This is a genomic window from Alkalicoccus chagannorensis DSM 18086 (assembly GCF_000429725.1).
GTDB classification, from domain to species: domain Bacteria; phylum Bacillota; class Bacilli; order Bacillales; family Salisediminibacteriaceae; genus Alkalicoccus; species Alkalicoccus chagannorensis.
In genome coordinates, this window is sequence record NZ_AUCK01000016.1 from 45,638 (window position 1) to 62,202 (window position 16,565).

Sequence of the window (16,565 nt, forward strand, 5' to 3'; positions counted from 1 at the left end):
ACTGAATAACCTATTCTACATAGCCGAGGTGCCACCTGCACCGCTTCGCTTTCCGTGGATAAGCTGCCGAGCCTCCTCAGGCATTCGCCCTGCGGGGTCTCGTCTCGCTTCCATTTCCGCAGGAGTCTCGCGATTCCGGCGGCACCTCTTTCGCAGACCATCATTTTCTTCTAAAAGATGCAAGGTTTTTCATGGCATTGCCACATTCGCTTGCATCTCCTTCGGAAAGAGGTGCTTTTATTCTTGTCACATTCCTGTTTATCGGTTATTCAGTAAGCCCTACATATCCAGCATATCGGCGGCAAGCTGTTCAAGGACAGCATCATCCATCGGCGGATTGTGAAGGCCCGCACGGATGTCCCGATGATAGCGTTGGAGTGGGCTCGAGGCCGACAAGCTGCCGGCGCCGCAGATCCGCATAGCGAGGTCCACAATATCCACCGCTTCGTTCACTATCGTCATCTTGGCAGATCCGAGTTCCCCTTTCATCCTGCTGCGTGCTTCTGCATCCGCTTTTTCCCACTTTTCCGCAGTGTAATACAGAACCGATTCAGCTGTGTGCAGCTTCCGGTATGCTTCTCCTGTTTTGTAGCGGATATGGGGCAGGGCTGCAATGGTGGTATCCAGACTGTTCGGCGAATGATGACGGCTGAATGCCACAGCTTCTTCCAGCGCAGCCTGGGCAATGCCGAGGTAGCAGGCCGGGATGTGGAGCAGCCATCCGGTCGAGGGCGGACTCTGCTGCTCGGTATAGTTAATCCGAAAATGATCGGGTATTTCCACTCCATGCAGCACGAGGTCATGACTTGCCGTCCCCCGCATCGCTGTCAGATCCCATGTTTCATCCATCGCCACGCCCGGGAGGTCCATCGGCACGAGAAACAGCGACGCCTGCGCCTCTCCCTGCGGCACGGCACTGACCTGCACATAATCCAGCATCGGAATCATCGACGTAAACGCCTTCCGCCCTTCCAGCCGCCATCCCGCTTCTGTCGGGACGGCAGTCGTTTCCGGGAGGCCTCCGCGGGTCGGACTGCCTGTTGCCCGTTCAGTTGCAGCCGCATTGAACAGGGCACCGTGCTGCACGACTTCTTCCGCGAGACGGGGAAACAGCTCCCCCTTCCATAATCGATATTCCTGTATGTGATACATCAGACCCACATGCCAGCCGATGCAAAGCGCTGTCGCTCCATCCGCCACGGCAAGCTGCTGCTGCAGGCGGAGCATCTCTGTCAGCCCTAGTCCCCCTCCGCCAATGTCCTGCGGCAGTGTGATTGCAGGATATCCCGCTTCCTGCAGCCGTTGTAGATTCGACGCTGGAAGCTCCTGCTCCCGATCGCTTTCAAATCCCTGCTTCCGAAACGCCGGCGTCTGTTCGTTGATCCACGCTTGCCATTCCATCACCTTCACCTCGTTCTTTTTCATGATCTGCATCTGCCCCCCATTATTACGTAGGAACGACAGCCTGTACAGCACGAGCGCTTATCCATGTTTTTTCGCCTCGGGCCGCTTCATGATATGATCACAGGAGAAGGAAAGGGGAGAGTTCAATGACAGAAAAAGAGAATATGCTGCAGGGCAGGCCGTATCAGCCCGCAGATGAAGCATTGGAGGCAGACCGGTATGCCATGGTCCGCATGCTCGGGCAGCTCCATGACTATCACGAGGAGCATACCGTCGACCGGCTGCTTCTACTGAAAGAAATTCTCGGTTCCTGCCCCGATCAGATCACCGTCGGGGATGGATTCCGCGCGCTCTACGGCTACAATATTCATATCGAAGGTGCGTTTGCTGCTGCGGCAGATTGTTACATTCAGGACGCTGCTCCAGTCACATTTGGAAGCCGGTGCACCCTCGGCCCCGGCGTTCACCTCTATACGTCCCTTCCATTAGCTCAGGCAGGCGAGAAAAATACCGGCATCGAGTCCGCCTCGCCAGTCAGCATCGGCGATGATGTACGCATCGGCGGGCGGGCTCTTTTATATCCAGGTATCCACATCGGAAGCCGCTCGATTGTCGACCCGGGCGTCGTGCTGACGAGCGATGTTCCAGCCGATACCCACGTTTCTATCGGAAGCAGATCTTGATCTCCCGCGTCGGGCATGCGGAGCTGCGTTCCTCGTAGACGTAGAAAGTCCGCCGGAAGAGGAGCTCTTCTGACGGACTTTCTGCCACTGCTGCTGACATTCTTCGGTGATGACCCACGCGTCCGGCGTCATTATAATACGGAATAGGAGACGCGGTTTCTCCCGGCTTCTTTCGATTCATATAACGCATCATCTACTCGGGAAAGGATCCCGGCTGCGGTATCCCCAACATGATACGCCGTCACACCGGCACTGACCGTGATCGGCGTCAGCTCCCACGCATGCTGCTCTACATCCCGGCAGATCCGCTCTGCCACGAGTGCGGCTTCTTTTCCGGTCGTCGACGGAAGCAGCAGCATGAATTCTTCTCCTCCCATCCGAGCCGCAACATCTTCCCCTCGGGAGGATCGCTGAAAGATTTGCGCGAGCGCTTTCAGCACCTCGTCCCCCTTGGCATGACCAAAGTGATCGTTCACCTTTTTAAAATGATCAATATCAAGCAGAATCAAGGAAAAAGGAACCTCATCGTTCTCGGCGCTGTACAGCAGCTGCTTTATTTTTTCTTCCAGAAAACGCCGGTTCTTCAATCCGGTCAGGGCGTCCGTGATGGACAGTTCGTGCAGATTTTCGTTCAGCGCTGTCAGTTCCCGACGCTTCTGCTCATACTCCGTCATCACCTGCTGAAGCTGTTTGTACGCTTCATCTGTGTCCTCGAGAATTTCTTCTGCATGATGTTTCGCCTGTAAAATATCTCTCTCATATTCTTCCCGGACCGTCATTTTCAGCAGCGTACAGTGTACGCGGTCCCCTTCCATACGGGCATTGGCAAGCACCGGCACCCTTCCCCTGCCGTCTTTTTCAAGCGTCAGGTATAGTTCCTGAACTTCCTTCTGGACGAATACCATTGGAGCGAAGTAGGTCTGATAGTAGATACGGGAAGTTCGTGTCAGCAGATCATGAATATGCATCCCCTGCCATTCTCCTGCCTGCATCTGCAGCATGTCCGCCAAGGCTTGATTCAAGTGCATGATTCTCCCGTCCCGGTCGAGGATGAGAAAGCCGCACGGCAGGCGATCGACATTCACTTCCATATCTCCGCCTCCTTTTTATACCAAGTGATGCCGGATATGTTTCGTGATTTCCGCCGGACTGCTCAAATGGGGGTTATGCCCTTTGCCTTTTAAGTAAAAAATGCTTGAATCCGGAATCGCCTGATGCAGATATTCACCGGCTTCCACCGGAGCGATGATATCCTCCATCGCCTGAAGAATCACAACAGGCACATGCAGCTGCTTCACCCGCTCCCGCATGTCGAGCTTGAACGTCACATCGGCAAACTGACGGGTAATCAGTGCGTCATTGCGGGTGAGGCGTTCGGCAAAATCTTCAGAGAGCTCCGGCCTCTCCGGATTGGCCATCGCAATAGGTGCGAGTGTCTGAGCCCACTGCTTATAATTTCTTTCCATCATCTGCATGAGCTCATCGATTTCATGCTGATCAAAGCCGCCGTAGTAGTTCCCATCATTCAAATAGTGTGCGGATGGACCAATCATGATGATTTTGCGGAATAGTTCCGGCCGCTGAATCGCCGCTTCGGCAGCGATCATGCCGCTGACAGAGTGCCCGACAAACAGCACCTCTGACCAGCCCAGCTCATCCAGCAGTTCGAGTACATCGTCCGCATATCCTTTAATGGAATGGTATCTTTCCGGATCGTAGGAGCTTACGTCCGAAGCACCAGCACCGGTATAATCAAATGTCATTACTTCCGCATGAGAGCTCAGCTCCGGCATGATTTCGAACCATACCTGCTGGTCCGTTCCAAAACCATGGGCAAGCACCACTCTACTGCCCCCCTGTCCAAATACCTGTGCTGCATTCCGCTCTTGATACCTTGTGCCCATAACCACGTCCACTCCTTTACTATATCTCTTTACATTATACCACACAGCCTGGTCAATACGTACTTTTTGATTCCCTTATCCGGGGCTGAATACACAATTTTATGTAACCTCTACAGAGCTTTCTTTTATATACTAAAAAAAACAAAAACAAGGAGGCCTCTGTCTTGAAGAGTGTCATCATAACGGTCGGAATCTTCTCCAGTCTTCTGCTTCTGCCCTGGCTCGTCTGGCTCATGCAGGACGAAACGCCGCTGTCTGTCGCTGTTATCAATAAAACGGTCGCCGAGGAGGATTACCGGGAACACCAAGCCGTCCACTGGCTGTTGAATCACAGAAAATATACCCAGCCGGACGGGAGCGGGTACAAAGCCGGAACCGATTATTACGGGGTGCATCCGGACAATACGGCAGAGACGTATGAAACGTCCGCTGTTCCTGACGAGCTGGCCGGCCACGATCTCATCTACATCGCCGATACATACGGCGTGTACCAGGCGGACGTCCCGTGGCATCAGGGAGAAGCAGCCCCTCCCCCGGAAGACCGCCTTTACGGAGGATGGGAGGCAGAGGAATGGGCCGCCGTTTCCGATGCCGTAGATCAATCACCGGCAGACCTCGTGATGGAATTCAACACCTTCGCCTCGCCTACTGCTCCGGCGATACGGGACGACATCCTCGATAAGATGCAGATGAACTGGGACGGCTGGACCGGCCGCTGGTTTCATCAGCTGGAGCCGGAGGAAGAGGAGGTTCCGCCGTGGTTGATTTCCCAATATGAAGCGCAGGGGGAATCCTGGAACTTCGAAGGAGGGGGATTTGCTTTCGTACAGGATTTCGATCATTCGGTCGTGATCATGCCTGAGTCGTATCTGGAAACGCCGGGGATCCATCTGTCCTTTCGTGAACGGGGTGAAGCGATGTTCGGCGTCAGCTCGAGCCCTTCTTATTCCTATTGGTTTGATATCGTCGAGCCGTTTTCCGACGAACAAGTGCTGGCCGACTACACGTGGGATACGACGGAGGAAGGCAGGTCTTTCCTCGCGCAGCATGATATTCCTGCCTCCTTTCCCGCGGTTCTCCATCATGAAATCACCGGGTCTAATCTGTACTATTTTGCCGGTGATTTCACGGACTTGAACGCCCTCCCTCCAGTGGAAAGCTACGCTGGCTATGCAGGGATCCGGCAATGGGTCTCTCCGGAGTTTCTCTTTCCCGAATCGAGTTTCTTCTGGCAGACCATGCGTCCGATGATGGATTCGATATTCGCTCAGGCAGCCGAACCGTTCGAGCCGCCTGCCACCGCGTCGGAGAAAGCTTCTGCTGAAACTTTCAACTACAGTGCGAGAATGGGGGAGGACCTGCTCGAAGTGTACCGTGACGGCTCCTGGGAACCGATGATTGTTCAGGGAATCAACCTAGGTATGGGACGCCCCGGCACGTTTCCTGGTGAAGCATCGATCCAGCGGGAAGAATACCAGCGCTGGTTTGAGCAGATTGCAGCGATGCATGCCAATACGATCCGGATCTATACGATTCATCCTCCGGCATTTTACGAAGAACTGCTCGCCTTCAATCAAGAAGCCGACGAGCCGATTTACGTCATGCATGGCGTCTGGATTGATGAGTATCCGCTTGAAGACACACTGGATGCCTTTGACCCCGATATCGTGGAGGAATTCGAATCCGAACTGCGCGACGCGGTAGACGTCATCCACGGCGATGCGATTCTCCCGACCCGTCCGGGACATGCTTCCGGTCTGTATACTGCTGACATCTCGCCGTATGTAACGTCGTGGATGCTCGGTATTGAATGGTATCCTTTTATGGTCGATCACATGCTGCAGGAGTATCCGGATCTCGGCGACTATGATGGAACATATGTAGAAACGAAAGGGGCCGCACCTTTTGAGCACTGGATGGCTGCAAGGATGGACCATCTATATGACTATGAGAAAGACCGCTACGAGACGATGCGTCCGATGAGCTTTACGAACTGGGTCACAACCGATAACCTGGATCAGCCTTCCGAGCCGCATGACCAGGAAAACCTTGCCCAGATTGACCCTAATACGATTTATACGAAAGCCGAAGCAGAAGAAACCGGAATGTTTGCATCGTATCACATTTATCCGTATTATCCGGACTTTTTGAATCTGGAAGAGAAGTATTTAACGTACGAAGACCACGAAGGCAGATTAAACAGCTATGCCGGATACTTGAACGACCTGCGGGATAATCACCGCCTGCCGATTCTCGCAGCGGAGTTCGGCATTCCTGCATCCAGAGGAAAAACACACAGCAATGTCTACGGATGGGATCAAGGATTCATGTCCGAGAAAGAGCAAGGCGACGTCGTCTCTATGTTGTATGAGACAATTCTGGCCGAAGATTACATGGGCGGTCTTGTCTTCACCTGGCAGGACGAATGGTTTAAGCGAACGTGGAATACGATGGACTACGACAATCCGGACCGCCGGCCATTCTGGTCGAATGCGCAGACACCCGAGCAGCAGTTTGGTCTGTTAAGTTTTGATCGTCATGCCGTCAGGGTGAATGGAGACGACGACTGGCAGGACGGCACCCTCCTTGCCGAGGGCAGCGCGCCGCTGACATCTCTGGAGATGCATCACGATGAACGTTACTTGTACTTGAAATGGGAAGGAGATTTTGAGGAAGGAGACACGATCGAAGCAGGTCTCCGTATCCGGGACGAGAACGGCATCGATGTCCACGGAGAAAAAGCCGACTTCCTTCTCCGGCTCCATGCAGAAGAAGGGGAGCTGCGCGTAGCTGGTGATTATGACCCTTTTTTCTACGACTACGTGCAGAAGCATGAAATGCTCGACGCACCTGACGCTGCAATAGACAAGAAGCATGAACGTTTCCACCCTATTTACCAGGCTTTAAACAAAGAGATGATGCGGCCCGATACAGGCGAAGTTTTCCCTATGGAATACCACCACACTGGTAAACTGCGGGAAGGAGTGGCAGATCCGGACCACGAGCAATACGATTCACTGAATGACTTTGTCTTCAACGCAGAGGATGGCGTCGTGGAAGTCCGCCTCGCATGGATGCTCCTCAATGCGAGAGATCCAAGTTCTCTGGAATTCATCGGCAATATCGACGAAGACGACGTCACAAGTGCTGTGACGGTGGATGGGATCGGGGTCCACTCTGCACTCATCCGGGACGAAGAAGCTCCCGTCCTGCTGGAAGCAGAAACGGATTATGCCTGGGATCCGTGGAATGAACCTCAGTACGAAGAACGGCTGAAAGAGTCATATCAGATCATTCAGGATACGTTTGCAGCACAGTCGAAGAAACAGAAAAGCTTGACCAGCCAGGACGAATAAGTTGAGAAGAAAGCGCCCATGCCGGATAATGGCAGGAGCGCTTTCTTTAAGAGCTTTTCTCAACTGGAGCAGTACCTCCCACTGTTTACGAACAACAGCGGTATGGTGCGCCAAGCGCATCCCACGGTCCGCCTGAACAGGCAGCGGACAGCGCCGGCGCCCTGCCTCTTTATTTCATCAATAAGGGGGACCCTGCTTTTTCAAGCGCCTTGTTCCCGCTTAAGAACGAGCGGAGACGATCGTATCCCCCGCAGGAAAAGGCGTTCTGCGCTTTTGGCCGATGCGGAAGACTGGAGGTGCCTCCCATGCCTGAACTGGATACCGGCTCCTGGCTGCTCGTCGCTGCGGCGGCGCTGCTGATCGGGATGTCCAAAACAGCCCTGCCGACTCTCGGTATCTTCGTCGCAGCTCTGATGGCAACGGTGTTCCCGGCCAGAGAGTCCATTGGTATTGTCCTGCCGATGCTGCTGACGGCGGATGTCGTGGCGGTCCTGTATTATCGTAGAAACGCGGACTGGAAAACACTGTTCCGGTTAATCCCATGGGTGAGCGGAGGACTCGCCGGAGGATTTATCTTTCTCTTTATCTTTACTGTCAGCAGGCCGGTGGAAATTGCGATCGGCTCCATAGTTCTTGCCATGGTGCTGCTGCAGCTCTGGAACACTTACAGAGGAAGTCCGGAAGTGAGAGGAGCTTCGAAACTCTTTACGGCCGTCTTAGGCACCCTTGCCGGTTTTACTACGATGATCGGCAATGCAGCCGGTCCCGTTATGGCCGTCTTTCTCTTGTCTGCAGGATTGACGAAAAAAGGATTCGTCGGTACCGGAGCCTGGTTCTTTCTCACGGTCAACCTGATTAAAATTCCTTTATACACGTCTCTCGGCCTGATCACCACATCCACCCTGCAGCTGAATCTTGCCATGATTCCGCTTATTCTGATCGGCACGCTCGCGGGTATTGTCTTTCTGAAAAAACTGCCGCAGCGTCTGTTTAACATCATCATTCTTCTCTTGTCCGTCCTCGGCGCCCTGCAGCTCCTTTTCGGAACATGAAACGAAGCGGAACGCTCACGCGCTGGGGTCAACCCGAGGTTCTCCTGCAGGCAGAACACAGACACTTGCAGGCTCGAACAACAGCGCCGAGCGCCTTGAGACCGGAATGGCTTGTGACGCAGGTTTTTGAGGGAAGAACAGATTCTTCCTTCTTCCCTTGCAGCGCACGAAGCTTCCGCCTCCTTCGATGAAAATCCAGACACGCTGCTCACCTGACACAAAGAGGCGTACCTGCCTCTTGAGAAACGACACACGTCCAACGATAGAAAGGTAGGAGATCCCTATGCCTGAAGGTCCGGAAATTCGAAAAGCGGCAGATCAAGTGGAAAAAGCGCTTCGCGGCCGGACTGCACTCGATATCCATTTCGGCCTGGAACGTCTCACCGGTTATGAAGACCTGCTGAGAGGCGCCTCGATTACGCGTGTGGACACTAAAGGAAAAGCGATGCTCACCCGTTTTGATCACGGGTGGACGGTTTATTCCCACAACCAGCTGTACGGCAAGTGGATCATCCGCAATGCCTATAATTACCCGCAGACAAAGCGCCAGCTCCGTTTCGCTGTGCATAATGAGAAGAAATCCGCGCTGCTTTACAGCGCATCGGACATTGAGGTGCTGCGGGACGAGGAAGCAGCAGATCATCCCTTCATCCGGAAAATCGGTCCGGACGTGCTCTCGGAGCAGGTGACGGAAGACATGCTGCTGGATCGGTTCGATGACCGGCGTTTTCACCGGAGAAAATGGGCTTCCCTGCTGCTGGAGCAGGGGTTCATCGCCGGAGTCGGCAACTATCTCCGCAGTGAAATCATGTTCGCCGCCGGCATCCCGCCTCATGCAAGACCTGCCGACGTATCGGAAGAACAGCTGCACCAGGCCGCCCGGGCCGTGCTTCAGATGATCGAGCAGTCCTACCGTCATCAAGGAATTACTAATGACCTCGCTCTTGCGGAAAAATTAAAGAAGCAGGGCTGGAAGCGAAACCAGTATCGGCACTGGGTGTTCTCCAGAGCAGGCGGACATTGTCATCTGTGTGGCACGCCGATTGATAAAATCACGGCTGCCTCCAGGAGGCTTTATTTCTGCCCCTCCTGCCAGTCATGACGAACAGCGAAAGGCCCTCCCAAAACATCTGGGAGGGCCTTCTTTCATGTCAGGTGAGGTCAGTCTACCATGTGATCGACTCTGTCACAGTGCGAATCGATAACTTCCCCTTCCACTACACGAACGACCAGGACGTTTTCGTTGATTTCCGCCTTAAACAACCCGGTAAGAAAATCTGTGTGTCGATGTGGATAAAACGTACCCGGATAGTACATTCGTTTCTCAGGAATGGACAAATGAAGTTCATAGCCGCCTTCTACCGGCGTCAAATAGGCAGCTGTACCACGGTCATACTGCGATTCTTCCGCTGCGGAATCCCGTGTGACCTTATGAATCGTGATATCCACTTCATCCAGCTCCTGAAACAGTTCGTTGATGAGGGAGCCGTGGACCAGCAAATCCCACCGGCTTTTCTTGGCCTGACCAAGAATAATATGACTGATGTCATACTGCTTTGCTGTCAGTCCGATCATCCGGCTGTTCCGTCTCCCTTTTTCCCTTGGAAGAAAGATCATCTCCGCTCCGGCTCGATCGGCGGCCTCCTGTATTTTCTCCCGTTCTTCCACACGCTCCACGTCCTCTCCCTCCGATTCAGGATCAAACACGTGAAGCGCAAGCAGTTCTCCCTGGAACAGTGACTTTTCCCTGCGTCCACGTTCGAGAAGCAGTTCTGCATGCGAGGCTCTTGATATACATACGAGTATGTTTTCCTTCTCCAGCATATGGATCTTCCTTTCCCTGCGTCATCATCATTTCTAAAAGAAGCTGTCCCTGTAAATTACAGGTGACAGCTTCCATTCAACGATTGCACAGCTTAAAAATCACGCTGCTCCTCTACTTCCATCTTGCTGTTGTAGATCAGCACCCTCGCCGGGCTGTGTTCTTTCGCCATCTCTTCTGCATGTCTGATGGCTTCATCTTTTCCATCGAAAGAGGTCTCTGGTGCGACATCCTCGATTTTTACCATCCATTCGGTCAAGTCTTTGTCTGGTCGTACGGAATATTCTTTCATTGTTCAAAACGCCCCTTTCCATTGGTCTACTCTGACTATATCCTTTCCACTACCGGCTCAAACGAGAAATTCACGCTTCGTTCCACTTTTTCCCTTCAGCATGGCCGAACTCGGGATCCGTTCCCGCTGATGGCGTGTTTCAAAGAAGGAAATAATGGTAATAGAGAGAAGTAGTTGAGCACGTTGATGATGGAAGGAGATAGAGACGATGAGATATGAAGAAATAAAAAAACTGCAGACAGACGGACAGCCGCAGCAGAAGCAGCGCCGGCAGCCGGGTCTCGAAGATGCTGAAATGGACCCAATGCCGATTTTCGATGATCCGGATTACCTCGGCAGTCGTAAATTAGCGGGACGTACGGTGATCATCACCGGCGGCGACAGCGGGATCGGCCGGGCGGTAGCTGTGGCCGCGGCGAAAGAGGAGGCCAATGTTGTCATCTCTTATAAAAATGAGCATGAGGACGCTGCAGTCACGAAACAGCTGGTGGAAGACAAAGGGGCTTCCTGCATCGTGATTGCGGGAGATATCGGCGATGAAGTTCACTGCCAGCACATTGTAGATCAAGCTGTCGAAACATATGGAAGTCTCGATTCCCTCATTAATAATGCTGCCGAACAGCATTTCGCCGAAAGTGCCGGGGACATTTCCACTGAACAGATGGAGCAGACGTTCCGGACGAATTTTTATGGCGCGGTCCACATGACAAAAGCAGCGCTGGAGGTCATGAAACCCGGCAGCTCCATCGTGAATTCCGTCTCCGTCGTAGCGTATCAGGGAATGCCTGTGCTCATGGATTACGCCGCTACCAAAGGTGCCCTTGTGGCCTGGACAAGGTCTTTGTCTGAAAATGTTTCACCAGGAGGCATCCGTGTCAACGGCGTCGCACCCGGCCCCATTTGGACCCCGCTGATTCCGGCATCGTTCCCGGAAGTAAATGTCGCCGAATTCGGCACCTCCACTCCCATGGGGCGCCCGGGTCAGCCGGCCGAGCTGGCACCGGCCTATATATTCCTTGCTTCTGACGACGCATCCTATGTATCAGGCCAGGTCATTCATGTAAATGGCGGGACCATCGTAAACGGATGATGGTACCCGTCCGACCTGTCACTTGAAAAAATAAGTAGAGAGCCGGGAAGTCGATTTTCTCTGTTCTCGACGCCGGTGTGCCGCCGCTCTTTGACCGCTGCCTTGTCGGCGGCAGAAAACGTTGTCTACCCCTGGCACATGCATAATAAAAGGGAGACCATGCACGCAGATCCTCTCCTTCTACCTTGTTACTAGACATCTCAAGCATGGAGGATCAAGAGGGATATGCGTGCTTTTGTGCGAATCGTTCTCCCGCCCGAACATATATGTTGGAGCTGCTAAAAGAGCAGAAGCCCTCCGTCAGTAGAATCTGATAGAGGGCTTCTGCTCTTTGGAGCAGTCTCTTCTACCGGAAGGTGATCCCGGTAGAAAAAACATCCTTATTTGTTTTGAATATCTGCGACCGTTTCTTCTACTTCGGACCGGGTCATCTTCTCCCGCCCTTCCTTCATCGCTTTCAGCGTCTTTTCTGCGAGTGCCAGCGGGATGCGGCAGAAGAGCAGGATCGAACGCGTGTGGATGTCGTCCATGTACCGGCGTCCATATTCCAAGTTTTCTTCTGCATAGTCGAAGAGATCTTCTCTCGTCCAGCCATCCGGAATGAAGGAGACACCGCGCTCAGCGTCTTCTTCTACGTTTCTCAGAATATTGACTGCCTGCAGACCGCGGCCGTAACCAACGGCGAGTTCATCGTCGGTTTCCGTTCCGTTGTGCCATCTCCAAATATCCGAGAGCATTTCTCCGACGAGGCCGGCTACATAATATGTGTAGCTGTCCAGGTCTTCACGGGACTGGATGTTCCAGTCTTTTTCTGACCAGTACGCCATGCCTCCGGCCATGACAGCTGTAAATTCACGAACTTTATGCTCGTAGCCTTCTGGACAAGTTGCCAGCCACGCGCCGATCCGGCGGGAGACTTCCGGAAGTTTATCCTTATACGGTTCCACCACAGCGTCAAAAGCTTCCTGGTCAAATCCTTCTTCAAGCAGGGTTTTCGTTTCCCGCAGCAGATGCGATTTAATGCCGTTGTCCAGCTCTTCATTGTCTTCAATTTCATCAATGGCCCGCATGCACAAATAAGCAGATGCCACCGTCTTCTTCAGTTCCTGATTCAGCATCGTAATCGGGATGTAAAACGTTCTGCTCGTGTCTTTCAGCATCTTCATTGCTTCTTTCTGCCGCTGCTTTTCTGTCTGCACAAAAACGCCTCCTTTTGTCCGTTTCGTGATGTAGAAGTCTCTATTGTAAAAGTCACGAATGTTCTAAATTATTTACCTTGCTGCACACTGTACAAGTATAGCGGATAATGAGGTAGAATGCTATGTCTACAGCGAAAATCCTCCCTTTTTTGACTTACAGATTGTCACACATTATGCAGCCACCGCGGAACGTCCTGAACGAAGACATGCCTGGGGCTCTCAGCGGGAGAGCCGGTTCGCGAATCCGGAGATTTGTCCCACTCATGAAAGCGGCAGCCGCGCTGGAAGCATGTACGAAGCTTGAACAAAGCCATGAAGAGGAAGCAGCAGCGCTTGCTGCAAGGGCTGCTGCTCTCAGACGGAAGGCAAGGTTTGAGACTCACCCGGAAAAGGAATAGAACACTATTCTACTCATAAAAGGAGGGTTCGCTGATGGCTTTCGTGATTACAAGTCCCTGTCAGGGGGAAAAGGCCGGCGAGTGCGTCGATGTCTGCCCTGTAGACTGCATCGAAGAAGGAAAAGATCAATATTATATTGACCCGGATATCTGCATCGACTGCGGAGCCTGTGTGGTCGTCTGTCCTGTAGACGCAATCGTGGATGAACATGAACTTGCTCCGAAAGATGAGGTATACCTCAAGAAAGCAGAAGAATTTTTCCAGAACGGATAATGACAGAGGAGGATCACCGTGGAGCTGAATATTACAGACCAGGCAGCAGCATGGTTCAAGGATGAAATTGACCTCAATCAAGGGGACTACATTAAATTTTTTGCTAAATACGGCGGAACCAGCCCCATTCAAAGCGGATTCTCTCTTGCGTTTGAACCGTACCAGGAACCGATGAAAACAGGCGTTTCCACGGAAAAGGACGGCATTAAGTTTTTCGTTGAAGATGGCGACCTCTGGTATTTCGACGGCCATGATCTTACGGTGGATTACGATCAGAACAAAGAAGAAATCGTATTCGATTACCACGAATCGTCGTAAAGCAGAACCGTCTGCCGGAAGACCCGCAGCAGACAGTGCCAAAGCCTATATAGACGCCTTTTGTTCTGAAAAAATCAAGACAGTACGGTCTCTATCAGGGGGCTGATCCTGAAAAGGCAAGCCCCCTTTCACACAGAAAGCCCTCACCAAAAGTGGTAAGGGCTTCTTTTTTATTCTGTTTTTGTCCCAGCCTCTTTCTGTTTCCTGGAACGGGGCGGACAGCCCCGTTTTCCGGGTTAAGTAAACAAATGCCACGGTGCTGTCTTCGGAGGCCGGGATTCGAAATGAAGCGGTTCCCGGCGGACGGGGTGTTCAAAAGAGAGAGACGAGGCCCATAATGCAATCTGCATCCCCTTCTCCGTCACTTCCGATCCATACTTCTGATCACCAGCGATGGGGGTACCAGCGTGCGCAAGCTGAACCCGAATCTGATGCGGCCGGCCGGTATACAAGTCGACATCCACGAGGGAATATCCTTCCGCCTTGGATAGACAGCAGTACTTCAGCCGGGCTTCCTTGGCTTCCGGATGGTTTTCGTCTACAACATAGACTTGGTTGTTCTGCCTGTCTTTGTATAAGTAATTCGTCAATACTTCTTCCTGCTGCCGTGGCGTGCCGTGAACGACAGCTTTATACTGCTTATCGAACGCATGACGACGCACCGCATCGGATAATCGGGAAGCGGCTTTTGATGTCTTCGCAAAAACCATAACGCCGCCGACAGGACGGTCCAGCCGGTGAACGAGTCCCAGGTAGACATTGCCCGGCTTCTCATAGCGCTCTTTAATGTCCTCTTTGAGCATCGTCAGCATATCTCTGTCCCTGGATGCATCCTCCTGTACGGGAATGTTGATTGGTTTATCTACGACAAGCAGATGATTATCTTCATAGATTACGGGAATGTTTGGATTCGGCATATCAGTTCCTCTCTTTCCATCGCTTCAGAAGATCCCTGCGGCACGAAGCAGCAAGCCGGTCGTCCTCGCTGAGTGCCTTTACTTCTTCAGGGTCCGCGTGTCTATTGTAGAGGAGATGGTTGACATGCTCAATAGTCGATGCCTCTTTCCGATGCAGCACGCGCTGCAGTTCCATTCCTTCTTCAATCGTCCCAGGCTGCAAGACGCGGAAATACCACCCTGTACGACCTTCTTCTTTTACGATCGCGGGCAGTTCATTCATATTGTATTTTGCCGCGAGTTTATAGCACGGCTGCCTCGGTTGGGTTACTTCGAGCAGCGCCTCCCCTGCGGCAAATTGATCGCCGATGTGAACCTCCTGCTCGGTCAAACCGCTGAGTGTCAAGTTTTCCCCGAAAGCAGCATCCGGCAGTCCGCGCTGCAGTTTTTCATCCCAGAATGCATAGTGCTCATAAGGATACGCGCAGAGCGCTTTATCCGCGCCGCCGTGATTTTCCTTATCGGCCTGTTCATCTGATTCAAGGCCATGTTCCTCTACCATTACCGCACCATAAATGCGTTTTTTCTTGATTGCAGTGGATACTGCCTTCCCGTTAAAGTCGATTTCCTGCGGCTTGCCGGCTTGAATCTGTTTGATTTCCATCAGCACCACTCCTCTCCATCCAGCATAGCAGAAATGGCGGAGCGACGCATATTCCATGGAGGGACGACTTCTTGCAGCGCTCCTGAACGCCCGGCGCACGTTTCATTTTCGCTTTGAAGCAGAGGGATGAATACCGTTGTATCCAAAGAAAAAAGCCGGCGCTGCTGCACCGGCTGCTTACTCTATTTTTTAGGGGGGAATAGAGTGTTATAAACATAGCATAGCATTGAATCAAGAATTAGTTGGTTTCAATGATAACAGCGTTTTCCTGGTCATCCCAGTCTACATCAGCCCCAAGCGATTCACCGACAAAGCGGAGAGGTACCATGGTTCGTTCATTCATCAGCTCAGCCGGCTGATCAAGCAGGACAGATTCTCCGGAAACAAACGCTTCTTCCTCGTCAATTGTAAGCTCAACGGTTGTATTGCCGAGTTCGCCTTTTACGAGTGAAGCAGACTCATCCCAGTCGACTTCTGCACCAAGTTCTTCAAAAATCGCTCTCATCGGTACGAGTGTTCTTTCATTTTCTGTTATTTCTGCTCCTTGATCAACATCCAGCGGAGTACCATCAACGTAGACTTCTACGGAAGAAGAACCGGTAGTTGTTGACTCACCCATAACATCCTGGGATGCGGTTTCAGCGTGTGTTTCATCTAGAACACGTCTTGCGCCAATGTAACGTGGTTCCCAGTATACATTATCCATGCTGTCAATACTGACGCCATTAGAACTGGAAGAATGAATGAATTGGTTGTCTCCGATATATATACCGTTATGCGTTGGTCCTCCGCGGGTATCGAAGAACACAAGGTCTCCCGGCTGCAGTTGGGAACGTTCTACCGACTCTCCCACGTTATACTGCTCTGCAGCCGTTCTCGGCAGGTCGATGCCCACGTGACTGAATGCATACTGCGTAAAACCTGAGCAGTCAAAACCGGTGGTCGTGGTTCCTCCCCATTCATAAGGTGTCCCTAGAACACTTTCACCGGCTTCGATAACGTCTCCGGCTGCTGCTGCTTCTACTTCTTCTGCGCCAAATACACTGCTGAATGCGAAAAGAGCTGCTGCTCCCACCACAAAAATGCTTTTTTTCATCTCTGAAATCCCCCAACAACTGATATGATTTATTGACTCACAAAGCACAGTGTACCAGCTGTTAAATCGCATTGAGTTACAAAACGATAACAAATCCATGTTATTTTATTAACATTC

General features: G+C 52.3%; 16 protein-coding genes. 7 read left to right on the top strand and 9 right to left on the bottom strand.

Annotated features, from left to right (window positions below; all coding sequences use genetic code 11):
* Positions 1–279: 279 nt before the first annotated feature.
* Complete coding sequence (locus G477_RS0110040) at positions 280–1,401, bottom strand: acyl-CoA dehydrogenase family protein (RefSeq protein WP_170203871.1); 1,122 nt, start codon at positions 1,399–1,401, stop codon at positions 280–282.
* A gap of 149 nt (positions 1,402–1,550) precedes the next feature.
* Between G477_RS0110040 and G477_RS0110045 the strand changes: the two genes are divergently transcribed.
* Positions 1,551–2,087: a DapH/DapD/GlmU-related protein gene (locus tag G477_RS0110045; RefSeq protein ID WP_026697848.1), complete on the top strand. Its 537-nt coding sequence runs from the start codon at positions 1,551–1,553 to the stop codon at positions 2,085–2,087.
* 131 nt (positions 2,088–2,218) lie between these two features.
* Here the strand turns inward: G477_RS0110045 and G477_RS0110050 are convergent, their stop codons facing one another.
* Both G477_RS0110050 and G477_RS0110055 read right to left on the bottom strand, forming a co-directional pair.
* Positions 2,219–3,178, bottom strand: coding sequence for a sensor domain-containing diguanylate cyclase (locus tag G477_RS0110050; protein ID WP_026697849.1), 960 nt, complete (start codon positions 3,176–3,178; stop codon positions 2,219–2,221).
* A 15-nt stretch (positions 3,179–3,193) separates the two neighbouring features.
* Positions 3,194–3,991: an alpha/beta fold hydrolase gene (locus G477_RS0110055; RefSeq protein ID WP_026697850.1), complete on the bottom strand. Its 798-nt coding sequence runs from the start codon at positions 3,989–3,991 to the stop codon at positions 3,194–3,196.
* A gap of 164 nt (positions 3,992–4,155) precedes the next feature.
* Between G477_RS0110055 and G477_RS19305 the strand changes: the two genes are divergently transcribed.
* The 3 genes from G477_RS19305 to nei all read left to right on the top strand — a co-directional run bounded on the left by G477_RS19305 (position 4,156) and on the right by nei (position 9,501).
* Positions 4,156–7,347 (top strand): hypothetical protein, encoded by a 3,192-nt coding sequence (locus G477_RS19305; protein ID WP_051287909.1) that lies wholly within the window; start codon positions 4,156–4,158, stop codon positions 7,345–7,347.
* Between the two features lie 305 nt (positions 7,348–7,652).
* The gene (locus G477_RS0110065) at positions 7,653–8,399 is read left to right on the top strand and encodes a sulfite exporter TauE/SafE family protein (RefSeq protein ID WP_035211782.1); all 747 of its coding nucleotides are present in this window, start codon (positions 7,653–7,655) and stop codon (positions 8,397–8,399) included.
* Positions 8,400–8,682: 283 nt separating this feature from the next.
* The gene (gene nei, locus G477_RS0110070) at positions 8,683–9,501 is read left to right on the top strand and encodes an endonuclease VIII (RefSeq protein ID WP_026697852.1); all 819 of its coding nucleotides are present in this window, start codon (positions 8,683–8,685) and stop codon (positions 9,499–9,501) included.
* A gap of 59 nt (positions 9,502–9,560) precedes the next feature.
* Here nei and G477_RS0110075 read toward each other — a convergent pair whose 3' ends face one another.
* The gene (locus G477_RS0110075) at positions 9,561–10,223 is read right to left on the bottom strand and encodes a universal stress protein (RefSeq protein WP_026697853.1); all 663 of its coding nucleotides are present in this window, start codon (positions 10,221–10,223) and stop codon (positions 9,561–9,563) included.
* Positions 10,224–10,315: 92 nt separating this feature from the next.
* On the bottom strand, positions 10,316–10,513 hold the full coding sequence (locus G477_RS0110080) for a DUF2188 domain-containing protein (protein ID WP_026697854.1): 198 nt from the start codon (positions 10,511–10,513) through the stop codon (positions 10,316–10,318).
* 208 nt (positions 10,514–10,721) lie between these two features.
* Here G477_RS0110080 and G477_RS0110085 point away from each other — a divergent pair, with 208 nt between their 5' ends.
* Positions 10,722–11,603: an SDR family oxidoreductase gene (locus G477_RS0110085; protein WP_051287910.1), complete on the top strand. Its 882-nt coding sequence runs from the start codon at positions 10,722–10,724 to the stop codon at positions 11,601–11,603.
* 380 nt (positions 11,604–11,983) lie between these two features.
* Here G477_RS0110085 and G477_RS0110090 read toward each other — a convergent pair whose 3' ends face one another.
* Complete coding sequence (locus G477_RS0110090) at positions 11,984–12,802, bottom strand: squalene/phytoene synthase family protein (protein ID WP_026697856.1); 819 nt, start codon at positions 12,800–12,802, stop codon at positions 11,984–11,986.
* A 432-nt stretch (positions 12,803–13,234) separates the two neighbouring features.
* Between G477_RS0110090 and G477_RS0110100 the strand changes: the two genes are divergently transcribed.
* Together G477_RS0110100 and G477_RS0110105 are read left to right on the top strand one after the other, a co-directional pair.
* Entirely contained in the window at positions 13,235–13,474 is a 240-nt protein-coding gene (locus G477_RS0110100; RefSeq protein WP_026697858.1) for a DUF362 domain-containing protein, read from the top strand.
* 18 nt (positions 13,475–13,492) lie between these two features.
* Positions 13,493–13,792: a HesB/YadR/YfhF family protein gene (locus G477_RS0110105; protein WP_026697859.1), complete on the top strand. Its 300-nt coding sequence runs from the start codon at positions 13,493–13,495 to the stop codon at positions 13,790–13,792.
* 236 nt (positions 13,793–14,028) lie between these two features.
* On the opposite strand, the gene G477_RS0110110 is transcribed toward G477_RS0110105, so the two are convergent.
* The 3 genes from G477_RS0110110 to G477_RS20945 form a co-directional block, all read right to left on the bottom strand.
* The gene (locus G477_RS0110110; protein WP_026697860.1) at positions 14,029–14,709 is read right to left on the bottom strand and encodes an RluA family pseudouridine synthase; all 681 of its coding nucleotides are present in this window, start codon (positions 14,707–14,709) and stop codon (positions 14,029–14,031) included.
* A gap of 1 nt (position 14,710) precedes the next feature.
* On the bottom strand, positions 14,711–15,352 hold the full coding sequence (locus G477_RS0110115) for an MOSC domain-containing protein (protein WP_026697861.1): 642 nt from the start codon (positions 15,350–15,352) through the stop codon (positions 14,711–14,713).
* A gap of 238 nt (positions 15,353–15,590) precedes the next feature.
* The gene (locus G477_RS20945) at positions 15,591–16,448 is read right to left on the bottom strand and encodes an NlpC/P60 family protein (RefSeq protein WP_084406209.1); all 858 of its coding nucleotides are present in this window, start codon (positions 16,446–16,448) and stop codon (positions 15,591–15,593) included.
* Positions 16,449–16,565 lie beyond the last annotated feature (117 nt).